The 17,717-nt window shown below is 47.5% G+C and carries 16 protein-coding genes; 6 read left to right on the top strand and 10 right to left on the bottom strand.

The window, feature by feature from the left end; genetic code table 11:
- Positions 1–48: 48 nt before the first annotated feature.
- The 4 genes from AC6IB1_RS08155 to AC6IB1_RS08140 all read right to left on the bottom strand — a co-directional run bounded on the left by AC6IB1_RS08155 (position 49) and on the right by AC6IB1_RS08140 (position 4,219).
- Positions 49–522: a response regulator gene (locus tag AC6IB1_RS08155; protein WP_497568588.1), complete on the bottom strand. Its 474-nt coding sequence runs from the start codon at positions 520–522 to the stop codon at positions 49–51.
- A gap of 49 nt (positions 523–571) precedes the next feature.
- A complete protein-coding gene (locus AC6IB1_RS08150) occupies positions 572–1,987 on the bottom strand; it encodes a DASS family sodium-coupled anion symporter (protein ID WP_497568587.1) in 1,416 nt (471 codons plus the stop codon).
- 222 nt (positions 1,988–2,209) lie between these two features.
- Positions 2,210–3,682 carry an MATE family efflux transporter gene (locus AC6IB1_RS08145; protein ID WP_497568586.1) on the bottom strand — a complete coding sequence of 491 codons (1,473 nt, stop codon included), beginning with the start codon at positions 3,680–3,682 and terminating at the stop codon, positions 2,210–2,212.
- A 117-nt stretch (positions 3,683–3,799) separates the two neighbouring features.
- Complete coding sequence (locus AC6IB1_RS08140) at positions 3,800–4,219, bottom strand: CBS domain-containing protein (protein WP_497568585.1); 420 nt, start codon at positions 4,217–4,219, stop codon at positions 3,800–3,802.
- Between the two features lie 321 nt (positions 4,220–4,540).
- Between AC6IB1_RS08140 and AC6IB1_RS08135 the strand changes: the two genes are divergently transcribed.
- Positions 4,541–5,962 (top strand): IS1182 family transposase, encoded by a 1,422-nt coding sequence (locus AC6IB1_RS08135; protein ID WP_497567121.1) that lies wholly within the window; start codon positions 4,541–4,543, stop codon positions 5,960–5,962.
- Between the two features lie 150 nt (positions 5,963–6,112).
- Here the strand turns inward: AC6IB1_RS08135 and AC6IB1_RS08130 are convergent, their stop codons facing one another.
- The gene (locus AC6IB1_RS08130; RefSeq protein ID WP_497568584.1) at positions 6,113–7,429 is read right to left on the bottom strand and encodes a DUF945 family protein; all 1,317 of its coding nucleotides are present in this window, start codon (positions 7,427–7,429) and stop codon (positions 6,113–6,115) included.
- Positions 7,430–7,603: 174 nt separating this feature from the next.
- On the opposite strand from AC6IB1_RS08130, the gene AC6IB1_RS08125 reads away from it, so the two are divergent.
- From AC6IB1_RS08125 to AC6IB1_RS08115, 3 genes are all read left to right on the top strand, one after another.
- Entirely contained in the window at positions 7,604–9,559 is a 1,956-nt protein-coding gene (locus tag AC6IB1_RS08125; RefSeq protein ID WP_497568583.1) for an ATP-binding protein, read from the top strand.
- Positions 9,556–10,056, top strand: coding sequence for a response regulator (locus AC6IB1_RS08120; protein WP_497568582.1), 501 nt, complete (start codon positions 9,556–9,558; stop codon positions 10,054–10,056). Before AC6IB1_RS08125 ends, AC6IB1_RS08120 begins: the two co-directional genes overlap by 4 nt.
- Positions 10,057–10,217: 161 nt before the next feature.
- Positions 10,218–10,775, top strand: coding sequence for a hypothetical protein (locus tag AC6IB1_RS08115; protein ID WP_497568581.1), 558 nt, complete (start codon positions 10,218–10,220; stop codon positions 10,773–10,775).
- Between the two features lie 39 nt (positions 10,776–10,814).
- Here AC6IB1_RS08115 and AC6IB1_RS08110 read toward each other — a convergent pair whose 3' ends face one another.
- From AC6IB1_RS08110 to AC6IB1_RS08095, 4 genes are all read right to left on the bottom strand, one after another.
- A complete protein-coding gene (locus AC6IB1_RS08110; protein ID WP_497568580.1) occupies positions 10,815–11,195 on the bottom strand; it encodes a hypothetical protein in 381 nt (126 codons plus the stop codon).
- A gap of 116 nt (positions 11,196–11,311) precedes the next feature.
- Positions 11,312–11,467 carry a hypothetical protein gene (locus tag AC6IB1_RS08105; RefSeq protein WP_497568579.1) on the bottom strand — a complete coding sequence of 52 codons (156 nt, stop codon included), beginning with the start codon at positions 11,465–11,467 and terminating at the stop codon, positions 11,312–11,314.
- Between the two features lie 239 nt (positions 11,468–11,706).
- Positions 11,707–12,612 carry a DNA-binding transcriptional regulator DsdC gene (gene dsdC, locus AC6IB1_RS08100; protein WP_497568578.1) on the bottom strand — a complete coding sequence of 302 codons (906 nt, stop codon included), beginning with the start codon at positions 12,610–12,612 and terminating at the stop codon, positions 11,707–11,709.
- Positions 12,613–12,739: 127 nt separating this feature from the next.
- Positions 12,740–13,324 carry a TfoX/Sxy family DNA transformation protein gene (locus AC6IB1_RS08095; RefSeq protein ID WP_497568577.1) on the bottom strand — a complete coding sequence of 195 codons (585 nt, stop codon included), beginning with the start codon at positions 13,322–13,324 and terminating at the stop codon, positions 12,740–12,742.
- A gap of 443 nt (positions 13,325–13,767) precedes the next feature.
- Between AC6IB1_RS08095 and AC6IB1_RS08090 the strand changes: the two genes are divergently transcribed.
- On the top strand, positions 13,768–14,688 hold the full coding sequence (locus AC6IB1_RS08090) for an HDOD domain-containing protein (RefSeq protein WP_497568576.1): 921 nt from the start codon (positions 13,768–13,770) through the stop codon (positions 14,686–14,688).
- A gap of 119 nt (positions 14,689–14,807) precedes the next feature.
- The gene (locus AC6IB1_RS08085; RefSeq protein WP_497568575.1) at positions 14,808–15,707 is read left to right on the top strand and encodes a LysO family transporter; all 900 of its coding nucleotides are present in this window, start codon (positions 14,808–14,810) and stop codon (positions 15,705–15,707) included.
- A 95-nt stretch (positions 15,708–15,802) separates the two neighbouring features.
- Here the strand turns inward: AC6IB1_RS08085 and ptsG are convergent, their stop codons facing one another.
- Positions 15,803–17,233, bottom strand: a complete 1,431-nt coding sequence (gene ptsG / locus AC6IB1_RS08080; protein ID WP_497568574.1) for a PTS glucose transporter subunit IIBC — start codon at positions 17,231–17,233, stop codon at positions 15,803–15,805.
- Positions 17,234–17,717 lie beyond the last annotated feature (484 nt).

Genomic DNA, 17,717 nt, shown 5'->3' with positions numbered 1-17,717 from the left:
GTATAAACCTTGGAGACAACTCCAATGTCAAGCCCTCAAGTGTATATTTTATTTCAACCTGTCCAGCACTGTCTGGGTATCAAGCGCCTCGGCATACTCACGATAATCTAACCCGACATCGAAGACATAGTGAGTCACCAAACGCTTGGCTTCCTCCAGCAATATCTCCGCCTGCCAGGGCTTTTCAAAGTAGCGTTCAATACGGGCATGATTGATCGCTTCAATGGTATCAGCATGTGTTGCCTGCCCCGTCAACAGCACCTTGCGCGTGAAACGGAAGCGCGGGTCGAGCGAGACTTCTGTCAGCAGTTCTACCCCGGTTTTCTCAGGCATGACGTGATCCGAAATGATGAGGGCCACGTGCTCGCCTTCTGCATCCAGTTCATCGAACAGTGCCAGTGCTTCGTCAGCAGACTCACAATCTTCGATGTGAAACGCCACGGCAAGCGGGGAAAGATCTTTAAGTACCGCACTGAGCACTTCCCGTTGATCATCCACGCATACGATGTTCACTTTTTCCATCTGTTTTCCCTATTTATACCCAAACGATCTGAAGATACTTGGTATACCATTAAAAGAATTCCACCATCTGTAGAATCCAGACCATGACAAAGCTGAGGGCGACACTGACAACCCCCAGAATCACCCCAACTTTCGCCATCTGGTTGCTGCTGACATGCCCTGTTGCATGCGCCAATGCATTGGGTGGAGTACTGATGGGCAGCGACATACCGAGCGATGCCGCAAACGTGACCACCAAAATCAACGTTGTTTCGCCTCCCAGCGGCGACAAAGACGCCATGGAGCTCCCCAGTGCCGCCATGATTGGCATCAACAGGTTTGCCGTTGCGGTGTGCGACATAAAGTTAGCCATTACCAGGCAAAGCACCGCCGCGCCAAATAACACCATTTCCGGTGCATAATTTTCAAAAGGAATACTGTTCACCAGAAGTCTCGCCAAACCGGTTTTATCCAGAGCAAGACCAAGGGCAAAACCGCCAGATACCAACCAAAGCACATCCCATGAGACTTTTTTCAGATCTTCTTTATTGATAATACCGGTCATAGAAAACACCGCGACAGGGATCAAGGCTATGGTGTATGCGTTCATTCCATGGCTGGACCCCATCAGCCAAAGCAAGATGGTGACTGTAAATGTCACATATACAGTGATCGCTTTTGGCGTTTTCAGGAACTTACCTTTGATGGAAAGTGTGATCTCATTTTCATCAGAAGGGAACAGTAAGCAGAGCAGGAACCAGGCCAACAGCATCAGCACCACCACAAACGGCACTGCAAACGCCATCCATTCTCCGAAGCTAATCAGGTTGTCTCCCGTCAGGTATTTGAGGGCGATTGCATTCGGTGGCGTCCCGATAGGCGTACCAATCCCCCCAATATTTGCAGCGACAGGAATCGACAATGCAAACGCAATCTTTCCTGGATCATTGGGTTTAAACAACGCCAGAATTGGCGTCAGGATCGCCAGCATCATGGCAGTGGTGGCAGTGTTTGACATAAACATGGAGAAGATCGCGGTGATAAGCATTAACCCTGCCATCACCCTTTGCGGCTTTTTGCCAAATGGCTTTAACAGCACGCGTGCGAGGTTGATATCAAGCCGGTATTTGGTTGCCGCCATGGCCAGGAAAAATCCCCCCAGGAACAGCATAATAATGGGACTGGCAAAGGTTGCCATAATGGTGTTGTACTGCAAAAGCTCACCAAACTGTGTTGATCCGGCATCACTACGGAACCAGATCAACCCTTTGTCAGAAAGGAATAACAGTTCCAACACAATGACCACCACTGATGTGGCGTAAATGGGTATGGGTTCTAATACCCAACACAACGCCGCCAGCAAAAACAGTGCAATCGCGCGTTGCTGCATCACAGTGAGTGTATCGAATGGAAAGGCAGACGCCGGAAGAACCAACACCAATAACGGTATCAATATTGGAAATATATACTTTACCTGAATGCGCATAATCGCTTGTAGTCCCTTAAAAGCTAAACGCCCACGCATTTTTGCGGGCAACATGGTTATTCTGCGCGCAATACCATGATGAGTTACTGAATTAGATCAATAAAATGCAGTGAATAGTAGACAGTTTGGGGCACCTTTCCAATATCGCCCCCCGGATTACACAATGACACTGAGCCATTCCAGTAATGGTAAAGATGCTGTCAGGCAACGTCTGTTTCCCATTTACCGTAGGTGTGAAGTGCGAAACGGAGGTGCCTTTTCAAGCCGGTCCTTGTGCTCTTTAGCCGTAAGCTCATAACCGCTAGCCAACCCTGCTTCCGGCTCTGGGGAATGAAGCACTTTGTCACCGGCTTTCTTTTGATGGTCAGCAGCCAGTTGATTGATCAGACGCTGGACCAGACAGTAACCGGCCAGACCAAACAGCACGGAACCCACAGCCTGTCCAATTAACACCCCTTCAGCTCCCGCAAGCTCTCCGCCGATATACACAAATGGGATGGTGCCAATTGTCGCTTTTCCGACATTCAGCATGGTGGACCATGTAGGACGACTCAAGTTGTTGAAAGCAGCATTTGAGACAAACAAAGTGCCGTTGAAAATAAACGTGATCGCGATATAGGTACAAAAGAGTGTCACCATAGTGACGGCGTTGCCTTCCAGGCTGAAGGCGTCAATAACAAGACCCTGAGAAAAATACAGGAGGATGGCAACACTGATGCAGTATACCGCCACAAATTTAACCGAATCTGTCAGCGTGCGCCTTACGCGATCAAACCGCAACGCACCGTAGTTTTGCCCCAGGATTGGCCCTACTGCGCCGGAAAGGGAAAAAATCAATGCAAATGCCACTGGCTGTAATCGCCCCACAACCGCAAAACCAGCCACGTAATCGGCACCGAACTTGGCAATTTGTGCGGTGACAATCGCATTTCCAATCGGTGTTGCCGTGTTGGTGATAATAGCCGGACCTGCGATGTTAACAATCGCTTTTAGGTGTTTTTTCAGATCATCAATCTGCGGCATCACCACCAGATCGTGTTTACGATAAACGGCCTGGAAGGCGACGCCGAACATGACAAAGCGAGATATCAGTGACGCAATGGCTGCACCTTCCAACCCCATTGAGAGGCCAAAGATAAATAGCGGGTCAAGCACCGCATTCGTTGCGCCTGCCGCCAGTGTCGCCGCCATAGAACGTTTCGCATCTCCGACACCACGTAACGCAGCACCACCGGCCATTCCCATCGCAATCAGTGGCGAGCCGGGTAACAGGATACAAAGGAAATCACTGGCTTTTTCTGCCACCTCCCCTTCCGCGCCAATCGCGGTAAGGATCGGGTCGAGAAACGTCAGGATCACCCCAACAGTTACCATATTTACCAACGCGGCAAACACCATAACACTGCCAGTGATTTTACGCGCTTCCTCCCGGCGACCGGCCCCCAGAGCCCGGCTGACCAAGGCACCCATGGCAATGGATGTACCAATAGAAACAGACGTGGAGAAAAAAATAATCGTACCGGCAAACCCCACTGCAGCAGCAAGCTCAACCTGCCCCAATAGGCTGATAAAAAAGATATCCGCAAGGTCGACTAAAAACAGTGCCATGAGCCCGACCGCACCAGAGGTGGACATCACAGTGATATGCCGCATGATAGCGCCATTTACAAATTTGGCCTGGTGTTGATCTGACATCAAAGAACCTGCTTTATGTGGCATTCGATAGTGTTTAAAGCTGCGGGCTATCATGCCATGAAAAAAAGGTGCCTCAAGCACCTTCTTTGAAACAGCATATTCAGTTTTTATGAACAACTAGACAGGGTGGTGGAAACAATCATCTATTTGCGCAGCAATGGCACGCAATATATCGCGTCTCGAAATCACCCCTACCAGACGCTCGTCTTCATCTATCACAGGGTAAACTTTCGGTTTTGTCGGCATCATCTCTTCTGCAAGCCTGATAATGCTATCATCCGGCAGCACAGCCTTCACTTCACTTCTCATACAATCAGCAACGTTGTCGCTGTCCTGGCAGTGATAGCCGACTTTGAGCAGTTTATGAATGAGGTCTTGCTCAGAAAGGAATCCAACCACTTTATTTCTGTCATCAACAACCGGCCCACCGGTTTGGTTGGCACTGAGCATTTTCTCCAACGCGCTGGAAAGCGGCATGGAAACGGTGAAGGTAACAGGTCGTTTGTTCATGTAATCTTTCACTTTAATTGATTCCATGCATCCCCCTTAATTGTTATATGAGATGTTGTTAAAACAGGGATAAATCTCTGTGTTTACACCCAGACTACCTGAAGAGGCAGGATTTCAGATTGTTAGGATATATTCCTATCAGTGTTGACCAAGCCAACAAAATTACTAGTGATGACAGAAGTATTTTTATCCTTTGTCACAAATGAAAGGCGACTTGTACGAAAAGTTTCATGTAAAAAACAAAAACCGGTCACTTTGGACCGGCTCAGACTGCTGACAAAGCCCTGGCCATTTGGCTGGGGCTTTGATCTAATAAGGGATAAGCAAATCAATCATGGATGTGGTGACATGCTTAAAGACCCTGGCCCTCAGCAATATGAATTCGAGATGGTGACACTCGAACAGTTGGTTCCCAAAAACCATCTTGTTCGCAAAATCGATGCTGCCGTCGACTTTGAGTTTATCCGCGACGAAGTCGCCCATCTCTACTGCCACAACAATGGCCGTCCTGCGATAGACCCCGTTCGCCTGTTCAAAATCCTGCTCCTAGGCTTCCTCTTCGGTGTTAAAAGTGAACGCCAGCTCGTCAAAGACATCGAGGTCAATGTCGCTTACCGCTGGTTCCTTCGCATGTCACTCACTGAAAAGGTGATTGATGCGTCCACCTTGAGCCAGAATCGCCGCCGTCGCTTCAATGATACCGACGTGTTCGAACGCATCTTCATCCGTATCGTCGAACAGGCGATGAGCAAAGGTATGGTCGAGGGACGCGTCTTGTTTACCGACAGCACTCACCTGAAAGCCAATGCCAACAAGCGTAAATACCGTAACGAACTGGTGAAACAAAACGTCAGTGCTTATGCCGAGCTGTTAGATGAAGCGGTTGACGCTGACCGTGCAGCAGAAGGAAAACGCCCACTCAAACCGAAAGATGGTCACATTGAGAAAAACACCAAAGTCAGCACCACCGACCCAGACAGCGGGTTCATGACACGGGACCAAAAACCACAGGGCTTCTTCTACCTTGACCATCGCACCGTCGACGGCAAACACGGCATCATCCTCGACACCCATGTCACGCCAGGCAATGTGAATGACGCCCAACCGTATATCGCCCGTCTGGATACCACGTTAGCGCGCTTTACGCTCTCGCCTGTTGCCGCCGGGCTTGATGCCGGTTACTTCACCGCGACTATCTGCCATGAACTGGAGCAGCGCCAAATCCTGCCGGTGATGGGATACCGCCGGCCGCACCGTACGAAGAATCCTATCAAGAAAAAGCACTTTCATTACGACAAAGAGACGGACCGCTATCTCTGTCCTCAGGGACAGGAGCTGGTTTACAAGACCACCAACCGTCAGGCATACCGCGAGTATCACTCTGACCCACAGATATGCAAAACCTGTCCGCTGCGCGATGATTGCACCAAGAGCAAGAATCACAAACGGGTGATAACCCGGCACCTGTTCGAGAAATCGGTAGAGAATGCCAATGCCTTGAGGCTGACAGCCTGGGGAAAGAAAGTGTACCGACGACGGGCAGAGACGGTGGAGCGAAGCTTCGCAGATGCCAAACAACATCATGGCCATCGCTATGCGAGGTTCCGTGGTCTGTTGAAAGTACAAATCCAATGCTGGTTGGCGGCAGCAGCGCAAAACATCAAGAAGATAGCCTTACTGGAGGCTTATCTTCGCAAAATCGGGCTCAATACACGGCAAATAGTCCAGATAGTGACGCAATTTAGCGTCTATGGGCTAAAAGCAGCCTGAACATAACAATATGGAAAAATAGCGCGATCGCGGCCTTCGGCCGCTAACAAAAGAAAACCCCGCTTGAAAAAGCGGGGTTAGTCAGCAATCTGAACCGGTCACTTTGGACCGGCTTTGTTGTTTTTCATTATCACCTGTCGGTATGGTGTTTTACATAAACATCATCATCAACAGGACCAGAGGGATCCGCTCTCCACTTGGCGATACGGCTTCATCACCTTCAATTTTAGCTTCAAGGGTCACACCCTTTTCACTTTCGCTGATAAAACCATATGGCTCCAGATTATTCACGGACGCTGCTACGGCGGGTACGTCATGCACATACACCGCTGGCACATTCATAAACACATTGCCTTGCAGCTTCGACATCAACGCACCGATGTTTTGCGTCACGCTGCCCAGACCAGGCTCAATACTCAGTTCAAATTTGGCATCCACCTGACCTTCAGGCGTTTTAACTGCCAACGGCAACAATTCAAATGTCATGCCTTTTTCCACCAACCTGTCGAGCAACGTCATCAATGTCATTAACTCATCTTCTGTCGGCTCTGCGCTCATGGAATCCGCCACATTGACGAGGGACAACATGGTACTGTAATCAAGATCTTTGAAGTTAATACCCAGCGTGAAGTTGTCCAGCGTCAGGGTCTGAGGCACATCCAGCTTCTCGAACGAAAACGTGTTGTTATTGGAGATACGCAAATCAGATGCTACAGCCGTTGCCACATCGCCACCACTGGCTGAAATCAGGCTATTGTCAATATCCAGCATCAGGTTTGTCATGGTGGCCACCACGCCTGTGACATCGGTCAGGCTGGCACTGGCCGTATTGAACACCTGTTTGCCAACCCACATTTCATCCACCATCTTGCCTTGACCCTGCCCGGTGATGTTGCTGAAAGTCAATTTTTCACTCTCAACGCCAATCAGCTCAGCACTTGACATATCCAGCTGGTAGACAATGTTGCCCTCTCTATCCGCTGTCCCGGTAATGTCTATCGGTGAAGTCATCACTGTGATTTCATTGTCCCCACCATTAATGGCACGTACGGTCATGTGGTATTCAGTATCACCAAAAATCGATGTTTGGGTCTCCAAGACGAATGGTGATTCATCCGATGACCAGAATGCTTCACTCAGTGCTTTCACGTCAGGTGTCATTTCCAGTGAAGAGGTCGAACTCACACTCAAAAAGCCATGGTTGACCTGACTGACCACGGAGAACGTTGTCGGCAGGCCTTCCTCTTCATAATACGCCTTGGTTGCGCCAGTCAGTGAGAACCGGGTGATAACATCGGACGAGAGATAACCACGATCGTATTTGACGTTTTCTATGATGAGATAAGGTAGCTGGGCCTTTTCGATCTCGGCTTGGTATTGCGACTGCCCAATCTGGCCCGTTGCAAACGGCCAGACTGCAGCAACCGCCACAGCTCCCGCTATTGCCGCATATTTTCCAAATATCATTTCTACTCCAACTGACTCGGCATCTGTGATTTAGGTCTGAGTTTACCTCATTGGCTCACATAACCCTATGCAGTGAGGAGGATTTCAGAAGATATCTGCCAGTTTGCAGCCCTCTTCTCAACGTAAAGACGCCGGAAAAGATACACTCATAAAAAACAAACTTAGGGTAAGAGAATGAATGCCAATGTCATCCTTTGTCTGGACGACGACCCTTCCGTTTTAGCACGTATTAAACGTGAACTCTCGGTTTTCGCTGAAACCTTTGATGTCGTTTGTGCCGGCTCTGCCTACATTGCCAACAACACACTCGAACAGCTCCACCAAGCGGGGCGACATATCGCTTTGTTTATTTGCGATCATAGCCTGGGTGACAATGAAGGTATTAACCTGCTTATCAACATCGATAATCATCCTGCCTCCCGAGGCGCACGGACAGTTCTTTTGAACGATCAACCGGATTTGGGCAAAATCATGCAGGCAGTCAACGAAGGTCGCTTGAACTACTGCCTGACCAAACCCTGGGTGGAAAATGAAATCCGGGATCTAGCAAAAAAAGAATTGACGCAATATGTACTGGAATTCAATCAGGATGACTTACTCAAGTACTGCAACACGCTGGATCAACGCCGCCTGTTAGATGCCCATATAGAAAGGAAACTGGCCACCTACCGCAGCGGATTTATTGAATCGTCACTGGGGGTTTCTGATGAAGAGCTCTCCACACAATTGATCGATGGCATCGCCGATTACTTTAGTCAAAACAGCGGACACCATGTCAGCCGGCTCTACAGTGAAAACCACATCCTGACCCATGAAGGCAAGCCCAATTCTTTTCTCTGGTTTGTGGTGGAAGGTGAAGTTGCCCTATTAAAACGGGACGAAACCGGCGCTTCCCATGAAGTCGCCAGACTCAGTCAGGGCAGTTTAATTGGCGGCATGTCCTTTGTAACAGGCGATGTCTCTTTCTCCACGGGTATCACTCTCAAACCCACTAAAGTGTTAAAGCTTAACCGAGCCCTGTTTTCTCAGGTGATGCAAGCCAGAAACGACCTTTTGCCGCTTTTCTCAAATTACCTGCTCCGTCATTTCAATCGCCGATTGAAGCGCAGCATCACCACAGAAGTAAAACTACAACAGACACTACAATCACTCGAGCTTGCCCATAAACAGCTTATCGAGAAAGAAAAAATGGCCATGCTGGGCCAGTTAGTAGCTGGTGTTGCCCATGAGCTGAATAACCCCATATCAGCGATTTTACGAAACAGCGAGACACTGCGGGACAGTATTGGCGCCCTGATCAACGTCGAAATGCATTCACAGGCACGGGATAAAGCCAATACCATCATGGCAAATGCCCTGCTTTCTCGCCCTATGTCAACAGCAGATGCCAGAAAGCTTACAAAGGGCATAGAGCCCTTGCTCGGAAGCCGGAACCTTGCCCGCAAGGCCGTCAATATGGGGCTTGATGCCCCCGAAGACGTCACGTTTTGGATGAAAAAACTGGGCAAAGATTTCAATGAAACGCTTAGCCAGTGGGATATGTTTTACCAAGCAGGTAGCTTGCTGCGTTCCACCCATGTCTGCGCCCAACGGATCGCTGATATGGTAAAAAGCCTGAAAACTTATGCCCGCCAGGATGATGAAACCATGCATGTGGTAGATATCCATGAAGGCATTGAAGACACCCTGATCATGTTTGAAAACCAGATCAAACGTATCCGGTTGTTCAAAGAGTACGGCCAGGTTCAGCCTATCCGTTGCAAACCCATTGCGTTACAACAGGTTTGGACTAATCTCGTATCGAATGCACTCGATGCCGTTGGACAAAACGGTGAGATTCATGTCAGCACACGTGAAACGGTTTATCGCAGCAGGAAGGCGATAAAAGTGACAGTGCGCGATAACGGTGTCGGCATTCCTGACGCCATTAAAGACAAAGTGTTTGAACTGAATTACACCACCAAACGCGAAGGCCATTTTGGCCTTGGTATTGGGCTGTCGGTCTGTCGCCAGATTGTTGAACAACATGGCGGTACTATTGATGTCAGCTCTTCTTCGGGTGAGTTCACCGCTATGGACGTCATCCTTCCCTACTCCCCACTTATCTCGCCATGCATGGAGGAAAAATGAGCAGATATCTTATTTTGTGTGTTGATGACGAACGTGATGTTCTGGATAGCGTGATCAATGATCTTTCAGCGCTTGAAAGCCATTTCGTTCTAGAAGCAGCAGAATCCGTGGCAGAAGCCCGTGACATCCTGGCTGATGCAGCCGCCGATAGTTTGGAGCTTGCCCTGATCCTCTGTGACCACATCATGCCAGAGGAACTGGGGGTTGATTTCCTGGTTGAGTTAAACACAACACCTGGCACCCACAACGCACGCAAACTGCTGCTGACAGGCCAGGCCGGTATGGAAGAGACGGTTCAGGCTGTCAATCACGCCAGTCTGGACTATTTCATCGCCAAACCTTGGGAAGGGAGCACCCTACAACAGATTGTCTCTGACCAGCTTACGACCTTCGTGATTGAGAACGATTCAAACCTATTGCCCTGGGTGAGTGTATTAAATGCAGAACGCATTATGGAGGCCATCAGTAATAACCGACTGAGTTACTCTGATACTTAACCGTCGCGGACGGGTTTCAATCCACCCACTCCGCTCACATTTCATCAACTGTTTTTCTCAAAAATAACGGTCATAGCGCCATATTAAAGCGCTATGATGTTGTTTCGCAAAAGCGACTTCTATTAGAATAGTAGTCACCATTTTTTACCACGAGACCTTTCATGCGCAAAACCAATATTGCCGGCATTGTACTGGCGGCCGCGACTTCAGCAATCTTCTCTGCCGCGAGTGTTGCCAACGAAAGCACCATGAGTAACTTCAGTTACGATTATTTTGAAGCACGCGTTGGCATCAGCCCAGTGACTTACGGTGTTGGTTTCAGCACGTCTATTCACCCTAATGCGCACATCCGAGCAGAGATCGACACTGAATTCGAATCAGATTTCGATTCCACAGCAGCGGTTGGTTTTCATGCACCCGTGAATAACTGGGCAGATGTTTATGGTGAACTGGGTCTGCGTACGATGAAGCAACGTGGTCGCTTTAACCATAACACTGAATATGGTGTTGAAGTGAGTTTGGGGCTGCGTCAATGGCTGAGCCCACAGCTTGAGGTGGGAGGTGAAATCGGCCACGTCTCTATCGCTGACGATGATGAGATTTTTGGCTCTGTTAACGCCCGTTTCCACGCCACTGAGCTATTCTCTGTCGGCACCCAACTGCGTTTCAATGACGTTTACGGTGACCAATTTATGTTCACCACCCGCTTCAAGTTCTAACGACAGAATACTCAAAGGGCCTCACACATAGAGGCCTTTTTACTGACACTCAACCAGCTGAAACCCTTCTGGCGTGTCAGGTGTTTTCAATTGAAGCACATTTCGATAGCCCATCGCTTCTGCCAATTTTTCATGACGACGGTCAATAGTGTGCAACACGATATCTCCGGTTTCCGCACCACACACGGATGCAAATACTCTCCCATCCAATACTGCACACTGTGAATCAATGATTTTTACTCCCACATCTGTCAACTGAAGTTCGCTTTGTGCTAACGACATGCCTTGGAATTCACACTGAATCACACCACGGGTTTTATACACGATGACTTTTTCAGCAGGTTTAATGGCGCAGCCCGCCAGAATAGTCGCCAAAAATGTGATTAACATTAACGCTTTCAACGCTGGTCTCTTGTTCATTCTCCTCCCATCCTGAGTTCAAAACTGGTTATCAAGTTCAATATCAAGCAGGTGAATCGCTGACAGTCCAATAAGTTCAACAACCAACGTTTGACCATATTGTTCTATCAACGTTGCTATACCCAAACGACCTTTTGTTTCCCTTCATGACTACCGTTGACAGCACCAAGAAGATAGCGAATACAATTAGCAAACTGCGCTTCCCTCAAGGCCAGCATCCAACTTTGCAGTGCGCCTTCTTTGGTATTTTTTGCCATTGCCCTTTTCGTCATGCTCCTGTCCGCCAAGTCAGCGCCTTGCTCAAAATAACAGGATGACATGGTTACCGTTACCCCCACTATTTTCGAGATAAATTATAAGTTACAGGCCAATACATGCCAAAAATAACGCTTAAAAATCAATCATCATCCCCGTATTTTGCATCTGAGAAGCGAAAATATAAAATGAGTTTAATGTAAAGGCATATACCTACGCGATCTGAAAAGACAGGGACAAGTAGCTTGGGGATAATTCAGGCAAGCTGGCTTTCAAGCCACTCCTTAAATGCGAGGATTTTTGCATTACCCTGGTGCTCTTCACGGTACACAAGGTAAAAGCTATAGGGTGACTTGACTGGCTTATCGACTGGCGCAACTAACTTGCCGTTGTGGAGGTATTCCTGAATATACGCCATGCGGCCTATTGCAACACCCATACCATGTGTTGCTGCATCAAGTGCGAGGTCTGCACGATCGAAACTGTGGTTGGTGCCTTTAAGTTCCAGTCCATTTGCATTAGCCCAATACAGCCATTCATCACTTAGGCTAGCACTCGCCCAAGGTGCAGCATCGTGGAGCAGTTGGCATTGTGCCAGTTTCTCCGGGGCGTTATACAGCGCGTGGTATTCGGCATACGATGGGCTGCAAACCGGCACAATGGCGTCATCCATCAAATGGTGGCTAATAAGTCCGTTATAGCGGCCGTGTCCAAAATAGATCGCACAATCAAAGGCTTCCGCTTTGAAGTCAACAAGATCGTTGCGGGTCCGCAAATGAAGCGTAAGATCTGGAAATGATTCAGCAAACAAAGAAAGGCGCGGCACCAGCCATTTCTGTGAGAACGTCGGCGGCGCAGAGATAATGAAATCCCCAACAGGACGCGCCCGATTCAGCTCCAGTAATTTGAGGCTGATAGCTGAAAATTGCTCAGAGACGACCAACTTCAACTGTTCACCTTCGTTAGTGAGCGACAGCTGACGGGGCCTCCTGACAAATAATGTCACATCCAGCCTCTGTTCAAGTTTTTTTATCCGGTGACTAACAGCACTTTGGGTGAGGTGAAGCTCTTCTGCTGCTCGGGTGAAACTCATGGTTTCAGCTACAACCGAAAAACAGTGCAATCCTGCTAACAGTGAGGACGAAAGCTGGGGCAGTTTCATTCTTTTCGACGGTTATTTAAGTCATTTCGTGACTTTAACAATATTCCAATGACGGGTACAGCGAGGCAATAAAAAGAAAAAGCCGCAGGTGCGGCTCTTGAACGTTACAAATCAATACGCATTGATTTTAAACGGCACGAAGCAGTTGTTGTTTAGTTTCTTCGCTCAACAATGTCCAATGCATGCCTTTTTGCGCACCGGCAAACATCCAAAGTAGTTTTACATCAACATCGTAACCGTGCGCTTCCTGCACTTTACGGAAAAGCTCTTCCGGGCTCATGGAGAAGAAGGTATCAACATCTTCGACTCCAGCTTTCTTGAGCATACGTTCAATGGTCAAACGCAAATTGGGTAAATCGCGCAGACGTTTGTTGGATTTGGAATCGCGGTATTCTTTCTCGGCAACCGAGTTCTCTACGGACTTTTTTACCATTGCGTCCAACCCCTGATCTTTCGCTTCGTAAAGATCAGTGATGTCGTAGTAGTTTACGATTGCTGTTGAGCTCTTCTTAATATGAACAAACTTCTTGCACTCTTTGTCGATAAGTTGCTGCGTTAACTCGTCGTTACCACGCAAGTAAATGCGATCTTCCTTGACTAATGCGAACATTGCTCCGCTGACGAAAAAACCAGTACCACCAAACATGGAGCGTTTTTCCGTTTCGCCAAATTGCGATAAGTATTCAACAAAGCCACTTTTAACTTCCAACACGTGTGCCTCCTTTCTCCCAAAAAAACAAACCAATTCCTCGGTTTCAAATATTGTAATTTCTCAACGCGAATTAATGATGACGCATTAAGGCATAGAAAACCATGCACCAGATCACCCAACGTCAAAACGTGTCTCTTATTTGCAACACTCGTCACGATTAATGGATGTAATTTTTATGTTTAAAGCTTGTTAACTGAATGATTGCGCACGCAAATTATTGCGCTTACTTGCAGCGACGTTTCTAAATAAACGTTAGATTAATTCAAAATATAAACACCCAATGTCACTGCCCTTGCATTTTCACCATACATTAGTTCGTCAATCACTGAACTGCATTGATAGCCATACAAAGGTTGCCTTAAACTCAAATTTATCAACAAGCGGATTTCATTTGAAACGCAGTCCAATTACTATTAAACCAGTGTGTTAATGAGCCTAAAAAGATGGATCACCTATCGTTGTTCTGGGTATCCCCCAGCCGTGACAAGTACCTTAACGCTATCGAAAGCGATTTTTTTCAGCGTGTTTACCAATCTCTGAAAGACGGCACTCTGGAACTTCCGCCTATTCCTGATGTGGTAGTGAAATTACAGCGGGCATGCAATCAACCCAACACGACGGTCAGAGACATTTCAACCCTGTTATTAGATGATGCTTCTCTCGCGGCAGCCGTGATTAGATCGGCAAATTCGGCGGTTTTCAGTCCACGTAATAACCGCCCCTGCCATGACATTAATATGGCGGTATCCCGTTTGGGTATTCAGCGTGTTTTGGGCATAGCGACTGCTCATGCTATCCAGACCTTGAAAAATAACTCTCCTTTCAGTCACGAATGCAATGCTTTATTGAAGAGAAGTGCAACTGCCTCACGAGAGTTCGGTTCAACGATGGCACTGATTTGCCAGCGGGTCAGAAGTTATGACGATGAAAACCTTCACTTAGAAGTGGAAAAATCTCTGCTTATTGGATTGCTGGCTGACATTGGCATTTACAGTGCTGTAAAGGCATTTCATACCTACATAGATGAAGGAAACTACCTTGATTTTGACATCGCCAGCCACGTCTTCTTCAGCGTGAGCAAAGAGGCTAGCAGCTTTATCCTGAAAAGTTGGGGCTTTGATTTAGATTTCATTGAGGTGTCATCGAACCGCCAGATGCGCAAATCCAGTCATGGTGTTTCATATCTCAACATTGCTAAAATGGCCAACCACCTTTTGTTGTTCAGGACAGAAAATACAGAGATTGAAGAACATGATGTCGAAATCACCCTTGCTGGCGCCGAAGCCCTGTATGAACTTTCCAATCTTAATGACACGGACTTTCACCACCAACTAAACAATATTATCGATAACTGCGGTTTCTAGCCTTCACATCCCTTTATACCCACTTTCGCCTTCAAACTTGCCGAACACCAATTGACCTGATCAGATCGCGACTGATACCCTCATCGCGATTTCGTTATTATCAAAAAGGTCTTAATACAATGCTTCCCGGCATGCTTTATATCTTTCTACCTTTGGTGATTGGCTATTTCATTACCATCAAAAGCGCAGAGTTGCTCGATACGATCAACCTGTCCACTGCCCGCCTTGTCTTTGTTATTCTTGGCTTGATGGGGCTAAGTCTTGCAGGGCTGGATAACCTTTCCAGTAATCTAAACCAAATCCTGTTATTGGCGGTGACTTTCTTCTTCTGTATTAGTATTTTCACCCTTCTCTCGCTTCCGCTATTAGATAAACTGCTGAAAACCAAGACTGAACAGCATAAAAATACGGTGCCTGTCTCAGCCATGGCGAAGGAATCCGTGAAGTTGGTGTTTGTTGTCGGTGGCGGTTTGATTCTGGGGTTGCTACTTCCCATTCCCCTTGATTGGGTTGAGCCAACAAGTGAAGGCATTCTTCTTATCCTGCTGTTTTTGATCGGTATTCAGTTAAGAAACAGCGGTATGACATTAAAGCAAATCATCCTCAATAAAAAAGGGCTGAGCGTAGCGTTTATCGTGATAATGGCATCCTGGACGGGAGGCCTGTTAGCCGCTTGGCTACTCGACATACCTTATCACTATGGCTTGGCGATGGCATCCGGTTTTGGCTGGTATTCACTGGCAGGCATTTTAATGGGAGATGCGCTAGGGCCTGTGTACGGCGGTGCTTCTTTTATGCTGGAACTGTCCCGGGAATTGGTTGCGATTATACTGATACCACTGTTGATTGCCCGGTACCCATTAACTGCTATTGGTTATGGCGGTGCAACATCCATGGATTTCACCCTGCCGATCATTCAAACTACCGGTGGTGTTAAATGCGTGCCTATTGCCATTGTCAGCGGTTTTATCCTCAGCCTTCTGGTGCCGGTTTTAATGCTGTTCTTTGTTGCGCTATAGCCGAATATATTTTCCAAAAAAAGAAAGGAGAGCCGAGGCTCTCCTTTATGTATCAACAGACTTTTTATATCACCAGATAAGGGAATCCATCGATATCAGTTATTACGGATCCATTCATCCATGTCTGATTTCAGGTTGTCAGACTTAGTACCAAAGATAGCCTGAACACCGCTACCGGCAACCACTACACCTGCCGCGCCCAGTTTCTTCAGTTTATCCTGATCGACTTTATCAACGCTCGCTACCGATACGCGCAAACGGGTAATGCAAGCATCCAGACCGGTAATGTTGTCTTTACCACCAAACGCCATAACCAGTTCTTTCGCCATTTCAGACTCACTACCCGCAGCGGCTGCATTCTTATCTTCATCTTCACGACCTGGCGTTTTCAGATCCAGCTTAACGATAGCAATGCGGAACACAACATAGTAGAACACGGCATAGCCCAGACCCAGCAGCGGGAACAGCCACAGTTTCTGAGAGTTTGCAGACAACACCAGGAAGTCAATCAAACCGTGGGAGAACGATGTACCATGAACCATACCCAACATGTTTGTCAGCACATAAGCAGTACCTGCCAACACCGCGTGAATAGCATACAGCACAGGTGCAACAAACATGAATGCAAACTCGATAGGTTCAGTAATACCCGTCAAGAATGAGGTCAATGCTGCTGAAACCATGATACCGCCAACTTTCGCGCGGTTTTCCGGCTTTGCTGTGTGCCACATAGCAATGGCTGCAGCTGGCAGACCAAACATCTTGAACATGAAACCGCCCGCCAATTGGCCAAAGCCATTACCTGCTGCACGGGAGATAGCATCTGCTTCGAGGTAGCAAGTCAGAACACCGGTACGCGCTTCGCCTGCCGCATTCACACACGAGCCTGCTTCAAAGAAGAAAGGTACGTTCCAGACGTGGTGCAGACCAAATGGGATAAGTGAACGTTCAACGATACCGTAAATACCGAAAGCCATAACAGGGTTTTGGTTCGCTGCCCAATGAGAAAACGAACCGATTGCAGCACCAACCGGTGGCCAGATAACGGAGAGTACCAAGCCCAGACCAATAGCACAGAAACCTGTCATGATAGGCACAAAGCGTTTACCCGCAAAAAAGCCCAAGTACTCTGGCAACTGGATACGGAAGAAACGGTTGAATGCCCAAGCAGCCGCACCACCAACCAGAATACCACCTAATACGCCGGTATCGATTTTATCTACACCCAACACCTGTGCCATTACACCCAGCGTCGCTGACATGATGCCGTAACCAACAATTGCAGCAAGACCTGCTACGCCATCGTTATTCGTAAAACCCAATGCAACACCGACGGCAAACAGCAAAGGCATTTGGCCGAAGACAGAACCACCGGCACTTTCCATGATCCCAGAGACAATACTTGGCAGCCAACTAAAGTCTGCGGCACCAACACCCAGTAAAATACCTGCTACCGGCAGAACCGATACAGGGAGCATAAGCGCCTTACCGACTTTCTGCAGGCTAGCAAACAGGTTTTTAAACATAATGCTTCACTCCTGATTTGAATGTGAGCTGTACATCGACTCCAGAAAAATGACTAAGCCTTGACAACCCGTTATCTTTGTTAGTTGCAGATAATAGTAAGGCTGCCGAAACATTGACTCTAGGTAACACCTTGTCATCGTCTAAAAAGTAAATATAGATCACATATTTAAAGCCATTTATAGCAGTTTTAACACTCATCAATTCATTGTTTTTAAAGTAAAAAATAAAAATCAAAGAGGAATAGTCTATTTTTTGCGCTATTCTCTGATAACTTCACGCAAGGTTATTTTGTGTAACAAATTATCATCTTATTGCATGCACTCTGTAACAATAAGGGTTTATTGAAATATCAGATAGTTAGTCCATAATTCAAACACCGCCACACCCCGCCATATCCCCCATTTCATGCCCCATTTCATGCCCCATTTCGAAAAAGTGTCCCATTTTTTGCCCCATTTTTATCACCGAAAAAAACTACATTCC

It is taken from the genome of Grimontia sp. THUN1695, assembly GCF_059704325.2.
Note: the sequence above shows the minus strand (reverse complement) of the source record. Positions and strands in the feature narration are given on the sequence as shown.

What these genes read in the sequence shown, in the direction of transcription:
- AC6IB1_RS08155 (WP_497568588.1), bottom strand. Translation starts at nt 522, where the DNA reads ATGGAAAAAGTGAACATCGTATGCGTGGATGATCAACGGGAAGTGCTC.
- AC6IB1_RS08150 (WP_497568587.1), bottom strand. Translation starts at nt 1,987, where the DNA reads ATGCGCATTCAGGTAAAGTATATATTTCCAATATTGATACCGTTATTG.
- AC6IB1_RS08145 (WP_497568586.1), bottom strand. Translation starts at nt 3,682, where the DNA reads ATGTCAGATCAACACCAGGCCAAATTTGTAAATGGCGCTATCATGCGG.
- AC6IB1_RS08140 (WP_497568585.1), bottom strand. Translation starts at nt 4,219, where the DNA reads ATGGAATCAATTAAAGTGAAAGATTACATGAACAAACGACCTGTTACC.
- AC6IB1_RS08135 (WP_497567121.1), top strand. Translation starts at nt 4,541, where the DNA reads ATGCTTAAAGACCCTGGCCCTCAGCAATATGAATTCGAGATGGTGACA.
- AC6IB1_RS08130 (WP_497568584.1), bottom strand. Translation starts at nt 7,429, where the DNA reads ATGATATTTGGAAAATATGCGGCAATAGCGGGAGCTGTGGCGGTTGCT.
- AC6IB1_RS08125 (WP_497568583.1), top strand. Translation starts at nt 7,604, where the DNA reads ATGAATGCCAATGTCATCCTTTGTCTGGACGACGACCCTTCCGTTTTA.
- AC6IB1_RS08120 (WP_497568582.1), top strand. Translation starts at nt 9,556, where the DNA reads ATGAGCAGATATCTTATTTTGTGTGTTGATGACGAACGTGATGTTCTG.
- AC6IB1_RS08115 (WP_497568581.1), top strand. Translation starts at nt 10,218, where the DNA reads ATGCGCAAAACCAATATTGCCGGCATTGTACTGGCGGCCGCGACTTCA.
- AC6IB1_RS08110 (WP_497568580.1), bottom strand. Translation starts at nt 11,195, where the DNA reads ATGAACAAGAGACCAGCGTTGAAAGCGTTAATGTTAATCACATTTTTG.
- AC6IB1_RS08105 (WP_497568579.1), bottom strand. Translation starts at nt 11,467, where the DNA reads ATGACGAAAAGGGCAATGGCAAAAAATACCAAAGAAGGCGCACTGCAA.
- dsdC (WP_497568578.1), bottom strand. Translation starts at nt 12,612, where the DNA reads ATGAAACTGCCCCAGCTTTCGTCCTCACTGTTAGCAGGATTGCACTGT.
- AC6IB1_RS08090 (WP_497568576.1), top strand. Translation starts at nt 13,768, where the DNA reads ATGGATCACCTATCGTTGTTCTGGGTATCCCCCAGCCGTGACAAGTAC.
- AC6IB1_RS08085 (WP_497568575.1), top strand. Translation starts at nt 14,808, where the DNA reads ATGCTTCCCGGCATGCTTTATATCTTTCTACCTTTGGTGATTGGCTAT.
- ptsG (WP_497568574.1), bottom strand. Translation starts at nt 17,233, where the DNA reads ATGTTTAAAAACCTGTTTGCTAGCCTGCAGAAAGTCGGTAAGGCGCTT.